Source organism: Aliiroseovarius sp. YM-037, from assembly GCF_048060095.1.
Lineage (GTDB): Bacteria > Pseudomonadota > Alphaproteobacteria > Rhodobacterales > Rhodobacteraceae > JBLUOA01.
Genome location: NZ_JBLUOA010000006.1, coordinates 29,527 through 42,380, shown reverse-complemented (window position 1 = coordinate 42,380; position 12,854 = coordinate 29,527). Strand labels below are relative to the sequence as shown.

General features: G+C 59.1%; 13 protein-coding genes. 9 read left to right on the top strand and 4 right to left on the bottom strand.

Annotation, left to right across the window (positions count from 1 at the left end; genetic code table 11):
- The first annotated feature begins 16 nt into the window (after nucleotides 1-16).
- A complete protein-coding gene (locus tag ACEWPJ_RS16520) occupies nucleotides 17-1,933 on the top strand; it encodes a hypothetical protein (RefSeq protein WP_416514226.1) in 1,917 nt (638 codons plus the stop codon).
- A gap of 8 nt (nucleotides 1,934-1,941) precedes the next feature.
- Here ACEWPJ_RS16520 and ACEWPJ_RS16515 read toward each other — a convergent pair whose 3' ends face one another.
- Nucleotides 1,942-2,532, bottom strand: coding sequence for a TetR/AcrR family transcriptional regulator (locus tag ACEWPJ_RS16515; protein WP_416514225.1), 591 nt, complete (start codon nucleotides 2,530-2,532; stop codon nucleotides 1,942-1,944).
- 109 nt (nucleotides 2,533-2,641) lie between these two features.
- Here ACEWPJ_RS16515 and ACEWPJ_RS16510 point away from each other — a divergent pair, with 109 nt between their 5' ends.
- The 7 genes from ACEWPJ_RS16510 to ACEWPJ_RS16480 all read left to right on the top strand — a co-directional run bounded on the left by ACEWPJ_RS16510 (nucleotide 2,642) and on the right by ACEWPJ_RS16480 (nucleotide 9,593).
- Nucleotides 2,642-3,067 (top strand): VOC family protein, encoded by a 426-nt coding sequence (locus ACEWPJ_RS16510; RefSeq protein WP_416514224.1) that lies wholly within the window; start codon nucleotides 2,642-2,644, stop codon nucleotides 3,065-3,067.
- A gap of 12 nt (nucleotides 3,068-3,079) precedes the next feature.
- The gene (locus ACEWPJ_RS16505; protein WP_416514223.1) at nucleotides 3,080-3,829 is read left to right on the top strand and encodes a DNA alkylation repair protein; all 750 of its coding nucleotides are present in this window, start codon (nucleotides 3,080-3,082) and stop codon (nucleotides 3,827-3,829) included.
- A 292-nt stretch (nucleotides 3,830-4,121) separates the two neighbouring features.
- Nucleotides 4,122-5,312 carry a glycosyltransferase family 2 protein gene (locus ACEWPJ_RS16500; RefSeq protein WP_416514222.1) on the top strand — a complete coding sequence of 397 codons (1,191 nt, stop codon included), beginning with the start codon at nucleotides 4,122-4,124 and terminating at the stop codon, nucleotides 5,310-5,312.
- A 22-nt stretch (nucleotides 5,313-5,334) separates the two neighbouring features.
- Nucleotides 5,335-6,306, top strand: coding sequence for a lysylphosphatidylglycerol synthase transmembrane domain-containing protein (locus ACEWPJ_RS16495; RefSeq protein ID WP_416514221.1), 972 nt, complete (start codon nucleotides 5,335-5,337; stop codon nucleotides 6,304-6,306).
- Entirely contained in the window at nucleotides 6,303-7,244 is a 942-nt protein-coding gene (locus ACEWPJ_RS16490) for a glycosyltransferase family 2 protein (RefSeq protein ID WP_416514220.1), read from the top strand. The genes ACEWPJ_RS16495 and ACEWPJ_RS16490 overlap by 4 nt, the downstream gene beginning before the upstream one ends.
- 7 nt (nucleotides 7,245-7,251) lie before the next feature.
- Nucleotides 7,252-7,899 (top strand): class I SAM-dependent methyltransferase, encoded by a 648-nt coding sequence (locus tag ACEWPJ_RS16485; protein ID WP_416514219.1) that lies wholly within the window; start codon nucleotides 7,252-7,254, stop codon nucleotides 7,897-7,899.
- Nucleotides 7,896-9,593 carry a glycosyltransferase family 39 protein gene (locus ACEWPJ_RS16480; protein WP_416514218.1) on the top strand — a complete coding sequence of 566 codons (1,698 nt, stop codon included), beginning with the start codon at nucleotides 7,896-7,898 and terminating at the stop codon, nucleotides 9,591-9,593. The genes ACEWPJ_RS16485 and ACEWPJ_RS16480 overlap by 4 nt, the downstream gene beginning before the upstream one ends.
- Before the next feature lie 28 nt (nucleotides 9,594-9,621).
- On the opposite strand, the gene ACEWPJ_RS16475 is transcribed toward ACEWPJ_RS16480, so the two are convergent.
- The gene (locus ACEWPJ_RS16475) at nucleotides 9,622-10,212 is read right to left on the bottom strand and encodes an MAPEG family protein (RefSeq protein WP_416514217.1); all 591 of its coding nucleotides are present in this window, start codon (nucleotides 10,210-10,212) and stop codon (nucleotides 9,622-9,624) included.
- Nucleotides 10,209-10,826, bottom strand: coding sequence for a class I SAM-dependent methyltransferase (locus tag ACEWPJ_RS16470; protein WP_416514216.1), 618 nt, complete (start codon nucleotides 10,824-10,826; stop codon nucleotides 10,209-10,211). The genes ACEWPJ_RS16475 and ACEWPJ_RS16470 overlap by 4 nt, the downstream gene beginning before the upstream one ends.
- Nucleotides 10,827-10,917: 91 nt before the next feature.
- Between ACEWPJ_RS16470 and ACEWPJ_RS16465 the strand changes: the two genes are divergently transcribed.
- Nucleotides 10,918-11,865 (top strand): LysR family transcriptional regulator, encoded by a 948-nt coding sequence (locus tag ACEWPJ_RS16465; protein WP_416514215.1) that lies wholly within the window; start codon nucleotides 10,918-10,920, stop codon nucleotides 11,863-11,865.
- On the opposite strand, the gene speB is transcribed toward ACEWPJ_RS16465, so the two are convergent.
- Nucleotides 11,843-12,808, bottom strand: a complete 966-nt coding sequence (gene speB, locus ACEWPJ_RS16460) for an agmatinase (RefSeq protein WP_416514214.1) — start codon at nucleotides 12,806-12,808, stop codon at nucleotides 11,843-11,845. The two genes, ACEWPJ_RS16465 and speB, sit on opposite strands and share 23 nt — an antisense overlap.
- Nucleotides 12,809-12,854 lie beyond the last annotated feature (46 nt).

Here is a 12,854-nt window from a genome sequence, read left to right as displayed (position 1 = left end):
GGGAAAGGGCGATTGTTTGGCGTCACTTCGCATCAAGGATGTTGAAACGGCTTATGGCGCGCTTGCCCTTTGTGCGGGGTTTCTGGCCGCACCGTCCGTTGGTGGTGCTGTCAAAACGGCGTTTAAAATCAATGACGTCAGGAAGACGCTGACGCGATCTGAAAAGACGACGCTAAAGACCTTCACCAACAAGATGATCGCCAGCGCCGAGGTCGCGCTTGAGGGATACAAGGCGGACCTTTCGCCCGACGCGCCGCTCCTCTACGCGCAAATGCTGGAACAATCGGCCCCGAAGGCGGCGGAGATTGCGGAACACGCGCTGAACGCCGAAGCCCTTGCGCTTCATATGTTCAACCAGTTGGAAGAGGCCGAGCATAAATCCATGCGCGATCTGTTTCTTCTGCTGACCACAGCAGCGCTGAAACCGCTTGTCGACGAACCGGAATTCGTCGATCAGCTTAAACCGGCCATCTATGCGCAACTGCTTTCCAGCGGTCAGGAGACACAGCGCGGGGTTGAAGAACTTCTAAGAAATCAGGGATCGATTGAAGAGGCGGTCGCCGCCGCCGAGGATGCCGCCGACTATGATTTTCGCGACATCGCCCGCGCCCTGCGGCTGCCCGATGCCGACACCGCCCCGCGCCGGAAGCTACTCTCTGACATACTCCAGAAAGCGCGCGAACTGGATGACGCGCAGCGAAGTTTGCAGCGTATCCACGACGCTGACAAGGTTGTCCAATCCTATCTGGATCACGCCCAGGCCGCGCTGCATCGCTTGGACCTATCCACGGCGCTTGCCCTGCTGGGTGAGGCGCGGAAATCCCGAGACAGCACCCTGAAAAAGGGACTGCAAGACCGCGCCGAAATCGCGGAAACCGAAGCGATGGTGCGGCTGCTGAACTCTGAACCGCTGGAGGCGTTTCGACTGTTTGACGACACGGCCAACAGCATCGCCACGTTCGATCACGAAGACGCGGCGCTTAGGCGCTCCAATTACGGGCTGGCCCTGATGGTCTATGGGGAGCGATACGGGGTTGATGGGTTCAAATACGGTGTCCTCATCATGGACCCGCCGCTTGCCGAAACCGCTAAGGAATTGCCGGACGAACTGAAGGCGCGGCTTTTGCTGCACAGGGGGACCGTGAACGCCAAGCTCTACGCCGCTGTCGGTCATCTGGACGGGCAGGAGGCATTTGCAGCAGCCGAGGCTGATCTGATCGCAGCGCAGGTCATTGCCGCGGACAAATTGTCAGATCTGCACACCGCAGCAACTGCCCGCGCCACCGCCGGGTGGCTTAATCTGCAAGCTGCGCAGTTCACATATGACGCCGAGGCCGACCCCTTTCTTGATCAGGCGGAGGAGCTACTGACCATCGCCCGACAGCTATACGAAGCCGTGAACGCGCCCTATGAACTGGCGCTGGTCAAACTCGACCTCGCGGATCTGCTCGACCGGCAATCCGTGCGCGAAAACGAGGAAGGGCGGATCGCTAAATTCGGTGAAGCGATCACCTTGGTCAGAGAGTGCGAAGCATATCTGGCTGAGGGTAATCACCCCGAACAGCTTGCCCGCACCTACCACCTGATCGCCAAACTTCTTTGGGGTGAGGCGGTCTACCGGTTAGGTTCAGGAGGCGACGAGTTGCTTGAATCAGCGATGGCGTTTGCAAAGGCGGCAGAGGATTTCAGGCCAATCAAAGCGGACCCGCTGGGCTGGGCGGAAACGACCTTTCTCATCGGGGAAATTCGTGCGGATCAAGTGGTTCACACCCAGGAACAAGACCGCATCGCCGGATTTGGCGAAGCCCGGCAGATCATCGACAGCGCCGTCACGATCTATGAGGAAATGGGAACCGAGGAACAGATCGAAAAGGCCCGCCATAGTCGGGACAGGATCGATTGGCAGATCGAGGATGAGAGCGCCGCGCATTGACGGCAAGTTTAGCCATCCAAAAGCCGTTTCACGATATGAAGCAACGCGTTCGTGTAGGTTTGCCGATCCGCGCCTTCCGCAATCTCCTGCGCGGCCCGGTCGAAACCTGCTGACAGCACATCGGTTAACGCGGTGAGGTCTGCATCAGTCAGCGCGGGCAGGGCGGCGGACAGGCCGTCGCGCAACTCTGCGCTTCCCTGCGAGGCGCCGAGTGCTTTTGCGTCATTCAGACCCAGAACCGCCGGCGCCAATGACAACAGAAGCGTCGCACGCCCGTTGACCGACATGGCGTCGAAATACGCGTTGGTCCCGACAGTCAGCGCGTCACCGGGATCGGTAATGTCTACGGTCGCCTGTTCAATGGCCTGACCAATCGCGGCCGCCTCACGCTCTGCCACGGCGCGGAACAGGTCGGCTTTGTCGTCAAAGTGATGATACAGCGCCCCACGCGTCAGTCCGGCCTTCCTGACCAGTTCAGGCATTCCGGTCTGGTCATACCCGTTCGTCAGAAACAAATCGCGCGCCGTATCCATCAACAGCGTGCGCGTCTCAGCCCGGCGCTGTTCCTGCGTTCGCCTTTCCTTTGGTTTCTCCGCCATCGCTTGCGTTCCTCTTACAGCAGCTTTGTTCTCACACATACATACAACTTGCATGTATTGCCAATTTAATTTACATACAATGTGTATGTTGGAGAATCAGGAGATGAAAATGCAACCCACCCAATACTATCCGCTGATCCAGGTTGAGGATGTGACCGGAACCGCCGAGTTCTACAAAACCCACCTTGGCTTCACCCCGATGTTTGAAAGCGATTGGTATGTTCACTTGCAGGGCGCGAAGAACCCCGCCGTCAACCTTGCCATTCTGCGGCACGATCACGAAACCATCCCCGCGGGGGCACAGGGTGTGACGCGGGGCATGATCCTGACGTTCGAGGTTGAAGATGTGGACGCCGAACACGAACGGCTTGTCGGTGCGGGCGTGCCAGTCGCACAAGAGTTGCGGGATGAACCGCACGGACAGCGACACGCGGTCTATCGCGATCCGAACGGGCTTTTGGTCGATATCGTCACGCCGATCGCTCCGGCTGAGGAGTTTGCCGCCGGCTATGATCCCACGGCCTTGCCGCAATAGGAGCGTGAAGCCATGGCCCGTAAAAAGCACAAAGACTGGTTCGACCGCGACTGCGCCCTGCGTCTGGGCCACGCGATCCGCGAAAATCACTCTGCCTTCGACGTTGAAAGCTACGCTGATGAGGTTGCCGCGGGTGTCCCGCCGCTAGAACTCAAGGCCCGCGTGCTTCTGATGGCAGAGGGGCTGCGGACGCGCCTGCCCGAAAACTACGAGGCGGCAGCGGCGATCCTCTCCGCCTCGCTCGGCCCGCCGCTTGAGGGGGAGACAGGCATGTTCACCGAAGGCTACTGGCTGATGCCCGTCGCGCGTTTCGTCGAAGAATACGGCCACGATCACTTCGACCTTTCGCTGTCGCTTTGCACGGAAATCACCAGACGCCACACGTCAGAATACGCCGTGCGGCCCTATATCAAAGCCGATCCCGAACGCGCGCTGGCAACGATGACCTCATGGGTTCAATCAAACGATCTCCACATCCGCCGCCTTGCCAGCGAAGGCGTGCGCCCACGCCTGCCTTGGGCCAAACGTCTGCATGTCTTCATCAAAGACCCGGATCCCATCCTGACGCTGATCACACCCCTGCGCGCCGATCCGTCCCGCTATGTCCGCATGTCTGTCGCGAACCTGATCAACGACGTATCAAAAGACCACCCGGACCGGATAGAAACGCTTGCCGAAAGCTGGAGCGTCGAGGACAATACGCATACGGATTGGATTATTCAGCACGGCCTAAGGACGTTGCGGAAGGGGCGAGGGGGGTAGTCCGGCCAACCGTGTTCTACCGATCGGCGTGCGTCTTCGATTTACGGGCACACGATATGATAAGCTCAAGCAGCTCCTTTGCATTGGCCACATACTCGAACACGACCGGAGCAGAGATCTGCCCCCAAGCACCGCCTCCGTCCCCCAACAAATTAACCACAACCCTCAGCAGGTGTGTATCGCCGCCACAGGTCATGAAATCATAGTTTGAGCGCCCATTTTTGGCCGCATTTTTGGACCAAAAGGCATTGTAAAGGTGTGTGACACCAAATGTTCTAGGGGCTGTGAACAAATGCAAATCAATCCAATTTCGGTGGCATTCGTGCTTCCGTGTCTTAACGAAGTTCGGACGATCGAGTGGTGCGTCAAGCGCGCGTTGGAGGCTCTTGCCCTTATCAATCAACGTTTTGGCCTAAGCGGCGAAGTGATCGTGGCCGACAACGGAAGCACCGATGGCAGCCAGGAAGTTGCCAGAAACGCCGGTGCGCGTGTGGTTCCGGTCAGCGAAAAGGGATATGGCGCAGCGTTGCAGGGCGGTTTTGAATCCGCGAATGCAGATTACCTTGTCATGGGCGACAGCGATTGTTCCTATGATTTCGTCGAAGCTCTGCCAATGGTCGAAAAGCTGCTTGAGGGCGCTGATCTTTGCATGGGGTCACGGTTCGCCGGTGAGATCAAACCCGGCGCGATGCCTTGGAAAAACCGGTATATCGGTAATCCGGCGCTTTCGGGGATGCTTCGGTTTTTGTTCAACACCAATATCACCGATGCCCATTGCGGAATGCGCGCCCTGACCCGCGATGCGTATGATCGGCTGAAGCTGTCGTCGACGGGGATGGAATTCGCGTCGGAGATGGTTCTGAAATCCGTTCTGATGAAGCTGAAACTGGCAGAAGTGCCGATTACGCTATCGCAGGATCAACGTGGCCGGCCGCCGCATCTTAGCCCATGGCGGGATGGGTTCCGGCACCTGATTTATATGTTGTTGCTCAGCCCGACCTGGCTGTTCATGGCGCCAGCCGCGCTGATGTTTGTCGTTGGTGCCGTTTTGATGGCCTTTCTTGTTGCGGCGGGCGATAGCGAAATCGTCTGGCTTGGCAGCTTGCGGTTTGGTGATCACTGGGCCATCGCGGCAAGCGCTTCGCTTATCATCTCGCTACAAACTGCGTTGATGGGTGTCTACGCGCTGCTGAACAGTTATCGGGAAGGCTTCCGGCAGCCCGGAAAATGGGCGATGGCAATTCTCGGCACTTCGCGACTGCAATACTGGCTTGCGGCGGGAATGCTGTTGATGGCGGCTGGATTGTCTTGGGCGTTCTGGATTGCGGCCGGTTGGGCGGCCTCTGAATTCGGTCCTCTGGACTCCATGCGTGCGCTGATTGCTGCGGCTACGACGATTGTGATTGGCTCGCAGATCTTTTTCTCGGGTTTCCTGATTTCCGTCTTTTCGGGCAACCGGTCGCGGCATGGGTTAGGCATATAAGGCCATGGGGGCGGAGAGAGCATTGACACCGATCGGTGCCTTTGCGGCGGGGCAGTGGCGGCCGGTTCTGATTTCCTTGTTGCTTGCTGCGGTGCTGCTGGCCGGGCTGACGATCAAAAGTGGCTTAACGCCCGCGGGTCTGATGCAGGCTATTGGCCGTGTCCCGGCATGGGCCTATGTGCTGATTGCCTTCGTGCAGGGGGCAATAATCTTCCTCGCCGCGCTGAAGTGGTGCCTTATTCTGTCGAACAACGGCAATGGCCTCCCGATCCGTGAGGCGACCCGCGCCACGACGCTTGGTGCGATGGGTGGGCAGGTGATGCCAATTCAGCTTGTCACCCCGGTTGCGCGGGCATGGATCGCGCGAAAACAAGGGATCGCTCCGGCGCGGGCGATTGGAACCTCGCTTCTGGAACAGGTGTTTGAAGTCATCGCGCTCGCGGCTATGGGTCTGGCGGCCTTTGTCACCAGTGTGTTCTACATGACGTTTTTAGCGAGCGTTTTGTTGTCGCTGATGGTTGCCATCACGCTCACGCTGTTCATACGCCCCGGTTTGGCATTGGCGCAAAGCGCGTTTGCTGCGCTCGCAAAACTGGTGTCGGAGAAGTTCAACAGGTTCGCAGAAGGCTTTGCCAACGCCCGCCTGCTGTCTCGCAAACTGTTGTTTCACCTGATGGGCCTTAGCATGGTGCGCTATTCCTTGTTGGCGGGATTGAACGTGTTTGTCCTTGGTCAGCTCGCCCCGAACGTCGATCACATGGTTTTGCTTGCCGCATATCCCCTTGTGCTTCTGCTGATGTCGCTGCCGTTCTTTCCCGGCGGGTTGGGTGTCGTGGAATTGACGTGGGTTGGTGTTCTGGTTGCTGCGGGCGAAGCGACCGCCAGCGCATCGGAAGCGGCCATTGCGTTGCGCATTATCTCGACCTTCGGGTTTTTGCTGATCGCGCCCGTCCTGATTATACTTCCTGAACAACGGAAGAAGACGGATCAATGACCACGCCCTGGCTGAGTGTCCTGATGCCGATCTACAACGGCGCCGCGACGTTGCCGCGCACCTTGGCCTCGCTTTCAGGTCAGGTTGAGGGGTGTGAGGTGATCGCCGTCGTCCAGAAGTCCGATGATGGCAGCCGTTCGATCCTTGAGGCGCACGAAAACTCTCTGAACCTCCGCATTATCGACGCCCCCGAAAGCGAGAGTTGGATGACAAACACCAACATCGCACTTGCGGAGGCGAAAGCGCCGCATGTTACGATGCTGCATCAGGATGATCTGTGGCGCGCCGGGCGCAGCGCCGCGCTGGGTGAAATGGCGGCGACGATGCCGGACGCGAAGATGTGGCTGCACGCGGCGGAGTTTATTGACGATCAGGACCGGGTCGTGGGGCGCTTCGCCCCGCCGTTTGGATCAAAGGCTTCGCTGTTGCCCAGTGAAGAGGCGCTTGCCCATCTGCTGGTGCAAAACACTGTCGCGCTGCCTGCGGTCATGTTTCGCCGCGACGATGCGCTCGCCCCGGGTGGGCTGGATGAAGACCTTTGGTACACAGCCGACTGGGATCTTTGGCTGCGGCTGGCAGCACTTGGCCCGGTCGCTTGGAATCCAACCGCCTTGGCGGCGTTCCGCATTCATTCCGGGTCGCTGACCATGACGGGCTCTCGCAATGTGGGTGGGTTTCGGCAGCAATTGGCGATACCGGTTGATCGTCACATCACGGCCCTTCCCCCTGAAAAGGCCCGGAAGGTCGGTCATTTGGCCAAGATATCGAACGATCTGAACGTCTGCCTTGCTGGGGCTTACCACGGCCATCGCGTTGGTCTCTGGCCTCTTGGCCTGCAAATCCTTCGGCTTGGCCCAATCGGGTGGTATCGGTTTTTTCGAGATACAAACATTGTCGGTCGCGTGTTGCCACGCCTGAGACTTCGACAGAAATCGTGAGGAATACATGGGATCTATTGGTAGAACCGTCAGGCGCGCATTTGGCCCCTACGAACGTCAGGTATCTGAGTTATACCGCCGTTTCTTTATCGATCTAGAGGATCTTGCCGCGTGCATCCGCGAATGGGTCACGCCGGAAACGATCCTGGAAATCGGATGTGGCGAAGGTGCGCTGGCAGAACGGCTGGTCCGGGATTTCCCTGACGCGCACTACACTGGCATTGATATCATCACCCACCTTGGGCGCATGTATGATGGCCCCGCGGATCGAGTGTCGTTTGTTCAGATCACCGCCGAGGAACTGGCGGAAAAAGGCGACAGGACATACGACCTGATCGTCATCAACGATGTGATGCACCATGTGCCGACAGACCTGCGGGCCGGTATTCTGGATGCGGCCCGTGAGATGTTGGCGCCGGGTGGGCGGCTTATCTTCAAAGACTGGGTGCGCCGCCCGACGCTGCCACACCTCGCGGTGTATGTGGCGGATGTTCATATCGGCGGCGACAAGGGCGTCAGCTACATGACGAAGGATGAGCAGGTCAGCCTGATCGCCGATTGTTTCGGTGAAAAGTCGATATTGGGCGAACGCCCGATCAATCCCTGGAAGCAAAATCTCGCGCTTCTCGTCGCGTCGGCGGACCGCCAGGCATGACAGCCGCGCGTATTGAGCCGGTTTCGAACGCCATCGACCGGACGTCCGGGCTGGTGATCAAACTGGTCATGGTCGCGTTGGCTTTGAAAATCGTCACGCTGTTTGCGTTGGCGCTAAACACCCGTTTCGTCATGGATGAGTTTTGGCAATTCCATCAGGCGTATTACGTCTTCAACGGGATTTTCGAAACGATCTGGCCGGAAAAGACGGTTTTCTACGTGGCGGTATTCAAGATCGCCGGTGTGTTGGGCAACGATGCCGTCAGCGAGCTTCTTATCGCGCGCGTGCTAAGCGCGGGGTTGGCGACCTTGCTGGTCGGCGTCGTTTACCTGACCTCTCGGACCTTGGGACACACCCGGTTTCAGGCGCTTCTGGTTGCGGTTTTGTTGCTCAGTTTCAGCACCTTCATTGAGCGGAGTTTTCGGCTTAGGTCAGAACCCGTTGCCATTCTGTTTGCCGCCACAGCCGTGTGGGTTGTGGTCCGCGCCCCAGCCGACAGGGTGCGCACCCTGTTGATTGCCGGATTTCTGAGCGGTCTGGCCTTCGTTTCCACGCAAAAGTCGGTTTACTTTAATGTCGCACTGGGCGCGGGCCTTGTGATCGACGCCTTGGCGTCACTCAACATACGCTCTGCGCTGGTTCGGTCCGCGCTTCTGATCCTCGGGTGGATCGCGGCTGTGGTCTCATATGCCGTGATGTTCGGAGGTGGCGATGCCCTGAGGGTCTTGCAGCTTACATTCTTCGGCCCTCTCGAAGTCGCCACGACCGCCCAAAGCTATTATGCCGATCTGCGGGTCTACCTCTATCAAACCCTGTCACGCAACGCGCTGCTTTATCTCTTGTGTTTTTGCGGCGTCGGGCTTCAAGCGGTTCGGTTCATGAAACTTCGGTCCGGGGATCGCATCCATCTGGTTGCAACCTTGGTCATGGCCTTGCTTGTCTTTACCCACAATCAGCCGTGGCCTTATGTCTTTACTATGGTGCTGCCCTTTCTCGCGCCTTATGCGATGATCGTTTATCGTCGGCTGTCCGAGGTTTCGGCCCGGGCGAATGTCCTGCTGTTGGTATTCGCCGCGCTCATCACGATCAGTTGCGTGCGGAACGTTCAGTATTTTGACCATGACAACCGGGCCCAGCTTTCTGTCGTTCGCATGGCCGAAAGTCTGACCGGGCAGGATGACACCTATTTCGACGGTATCGGGATGTTGCCCAACCGGACAATGCAGCCCTATTCTTGGTTGGATGCGATGTGGGTTCATAAAACGCGGGAGGCTGGAGCAGATTCAGACCTGATGAGGGGGCTGGAACAGCATTATCCGGCGGTGATTATCCAAAGCTATCGCACCAAGGCGTTGGCAGAGTTGCTGGAGCCGTTGATCGCCCAAAGCTATGTCGCAGTCGGAAACAATATCCTTGTTCCGGGCCGCAGGCTGGACGCGGATCAGACGCAAGTTCTCAACGTCCTTCAGACGAAGACCTTTACCGCGATCAACAGCGCGACGGGCGCGCCCTTGGATAGCATCACCGTTGACGGTGAAAGCAGACCCGTTCCGCTGCGCCTGCCGGCTGGTGAATACAGCTTAACATCGCCAGAAGGCGTGCCGGTCTGGTTCGTTCCAGAAGGCTCGCCCCTGAAGCCCACAACAGCGCCGACCGAGCAAGAGGCGCTTTTTGAGCGTGTCTATTCATTCTAGCCGCAGACTATGTCACAGCGGTCAGCGTCTATTGGTAAGCCAAACCCGCCACCAAATACCCCGCCATGCCATATAGAGCCACCAGGCCAGCGCTCATGAACACTCCGCGTCCGGCCGTGTTCGCGGTGAGGTAGCAATAGGTATACCCCAACCGCGCCACGCCGAAGCCGATGATCCAGACCAGTGCCGTGAGTGGGGGTGGTGAGGCGAACGCGAAGGGCAGGGCGAGGATGGCGAAGTAAACCACGTTTTCGGTCGTGTTGCGGTGGGCGTTGTGGCGGCGCTCCAGCTCTTCCTCTCCTTGGCGAGTGGCATCGGCGCGGCTGCGCCCGCTGTTGCGCCATTCTTCGGGCGTTGCGGATAGGTCGTGGTTCAGCCGGATCAGTTCGGTGCTGGTCATCAGCCACGTGTGGTTGAGCAGAAGCAGCGTGCCGCAGATCGCAAGCGCGGTGATTACGGCTGGGGAAGGCAGCGCGACCGCCGGGGGTGCGACCCCTAAAAGCAGGTGATTGGCAAGCGTCGCGGCGGCGATCAGGGCCAGCGGATAGCCAAGCACCAGCCGTCTGATCCTGACCTTCCGCGGATCACTTGGGGTCGCCTCTACCACGCGCCCGGTCACGGGGCTTTTGCTACGATGAAAACTGCCTTGTCCGGCGCGGGTCGCCAGTTGTGTTCAACCTCAAACCCCGCGCGGCGCAGGGCGCGAAGCAGGTCGCCTTCGGTAAACACGCGGACCAGCGGCAGCAGACGAAGGGCAGAGCCGATGGGCAGAAGCCATTTGACGATCCCTTTCGTATCGCCAACGCAGACCGTGCTGCTGACGAATAAGCCACCGGGTTTCAGCAGGCCGCGCACTTTTCGTAGCACGGCGTCCCGATCCTCAAGCAGGTGCAGGATGCTGAGGCCAAGGATCGCGTCATAGCGCCTGCTGTCCGGCCAATCCTCAATCGTCGCGATGTCGAACGAGACATTACCGACATCCTGCGCTTGCGCCTTGTCCCGCGCGATGTCGATCATCTTTTCGGAAAAATCGATCCCCTGGATCTGGCGCACATGCGGTGCGTGGATCAACGCGGTCGATCCGGTGCCGCAGCCGAATTCCAGCACCTCCATATCGGGGCGCAGATAGTCCTGCGTCACGTCCAGCTTGCGGCGGTAGGATGCTTCGTCAGCGATGGGTTGGCGCGCGTAGCGCTTGGCGATCCAGTTCCAGAATTTCGGCGTCGGTGTCACGGTGTGATGTCTCCTCGGGTTGAGGGGTGGATACACATACGAAAATCATATTGGAATTGCCGAAAACCGTCTTTCATATATACGTAAATGTATGAGCTGGAAATCAATCGCCTTTGACTGGAACCAAGCGCGGGCGTTCCTTGCCACGGTGGAGGAGGGGTCACTGTCCGCCGCCGCGCGTGCGCTTGGGCAGACGCAGCCAACGCTTAGCCGGCAGGTTGCGCAGCTTGAGGAAGAACTTGACGTTGTGCTGTTCGATCGCCTCGGGCGGTCGCTGAAACTGACGCAGGCGGGGTTTGATCTGCTTGACCACATCCGCGCGATGCGGGACGCAGCGACCGGTCTGTCACTTGCCGCGTCGGGGCGCAGTCAGGCGGTTGAGGGGCGCGTCAGCATTACAGCGACGGATTTCATGGCGACCTATGCGCTGCCGTCGATCCTGAAGCGGTTGCACGCCATCGCGCCGGGTATCGAAGTTGACATCATCACTTCGAACGAGGTGCAGAACCTGTTGCGACGCGAGGCGGATATCGCCATCCGGCACGCACGGCCCGAACAGCCGGAACTGATCGCGAAACTGGTGAACGAAAGCAGCGCGCATCTTTACGCCGCAACCGAGTATCTGGACAGGATCGGTCGCCCCGAACGCCTGCCGGACCTCGCCACCGCGGATTTCATTGGGTTCGATCCGGTCGAACGGATGATCCCGGTGCTGAACGAACGCGGCCTTCCCGTGACGCGGCAGAACTTCAAGTTCATCAGCGCCAGCGGGTCGGTCTACCTGCAACTCGTCCGGCAGGGGCTGGGGGTTGGGATCATGTCGCGCGAAATGGCCGCGCTGGCCGACGGGATCGAGATGGTCGTGCCGAGCTTTGAGCCGTTCCCGATCCCCGTCTGGCTGGTCACGCATCGCGAACTTCACACAAGCCGCCGCATCCGTCTGGTCTTTGACCTGCTGGCAGAGGCGCTTTCGGTCGGGTGGGATGACCTGCTTCGCGAGCATGGCGTCGGGCAAGTCACCGCCGCGCATGAAAGATGAACCCGATGAAGTTCAGCAGCAATTGGGCCGCAAGGATTTGTGTGCTTTCCGACGGATCATAGGCCGGGGCGACTTCGACAAGGTCGATCCCCGCGACATCGCCCCGCTGCGCAAGGCCCTGCAGGATTTCAAGCACGTCGTAGTAAAGAAACCCACCATGGCTTGGCGTGCCGGTGCCGGGCGCGATAGAGGGGCAGAAAGCATCGATATCAATCGTCACGTAGTAACGCGCGCCTTTCGGGATACGGTCTAACACCGCCTTTGTCCCCAGCTTGCGAACCTGACGAACCGACAGGATGTCAGAGCCGCGCGCGCGGGCGTCGTCATAACCTTCTTTCGCGGTCGAAGACACGTTGCGGATGCCAAGCTGGGTCATCCCGGTGACGTAATCTTTTTCAATCGCGCGGCGCATCGGGTTGCCATGTCCGACCGTTACGCCGTGGCGTTCGTCAACGAAATCAAGATGCGCGTCGATCTGGACAACATGAAGCGGCCCTTTCTTCGCGCAATCGTCGGCAAAGGCGTTGATGCAGGGGATGTTCACCGAATGGTCGCCGCCGATGACCACGGGCAGCGCACCCGCATCAAGGATTTTCCGCACGCCGTATTCGATGTTTGCGTGGCTTTCTTCGGTCTTTGTGTGGATGATATCGGCGTCACCAATATCGACGATCCGCACATCGCTGCCCAGATAGGTCGCGTCGTCTTCGTGATCGTAAGCCCCCGCGTGGCCAAAGCTGAACAGCGTCGACGCCTCGCGCACTGCGCGCGGGCCGAAACGCGCGCCGGGGCGGAACTGGCATCCGGAATCAAACGGCGCGCCAAAGATCGCGACATCGGCATCGATGGCGGCCCAATCGGCGACGTAGTCCTTCTTGCCGAAAGTTGAGATGCCAACAAAGGGCAGGTTCAAGCGCCCTGCCTCATAGCCGTGGGTAGCCATACGGAGCCTCCTTCTGTTGGAGTATTTCTAACGGCTGCGTCGGGCG

Coding starts and splice junctions, on each gene's coding strand:
- ACEWPJ_RS16465 (WP_416514215.1), top strand. CDS start 10,918: ATGAGCTGGAAATCAATCGCCTTTGACTGGAACCAAGCGCGGGCGTTC.
- ACEWPJ_RS16480 (WP_416514218.1), top strand. CDS start 7,896: ATGACAGCCGCGCGTATTGAGCCGGTTTCGAACGCCATCGACCGGACG.
- ACEWPJ_RS16515 (WP_416514225.1), bottom strand. CDS start 2,532: ATGGCGGAGAAACCAAAGGAAAGGCGAACGCAGGAACAGCGCCGGGCT.
- ACEWPJ_RS16500 (WP_416514222.1), top strand. CDS start 4,122: ATGCAAATCAATCCAATTTCGGTGGCATTCGTGCTTCCGTGTCTTAAC.
- ACEWPJ_RS16510 (WP_416514224.1), top strand. CDS start 2,642: ATGCAACCCACCCAATACTATCCGCTGATCCAGGTTGAGGATGTGACC.
- ACEWPJ_RS16490 (WP_416514220.1), top strand. CDS start 6,303: ATGACCACGCCCTGGCTGAGTGTCCTGATGCCGATCTACAACGGCGCC.
- ACEWPJ_RS16485 (WP_416514219.1), top strand. CDS start 7,252: ATGGGATCTATTGGTAGAACCGTCAGGCGCGCATTTGGCCCCTACGAA.
- speB (WP_416514214.1), bottom strand. CDS start 12,808: ATGGCTACCCACGGCTATGAGGCAGGGCGCTTGAACCTGCCCTTTGTT.
- ACEWPJ_RS16505 (WP_416514223.1), top strand. CDS start 3,080: ATGGCCCGTAAAAAGCACAAAGACTGGTTCGACCGCGACTGCGCCCTG.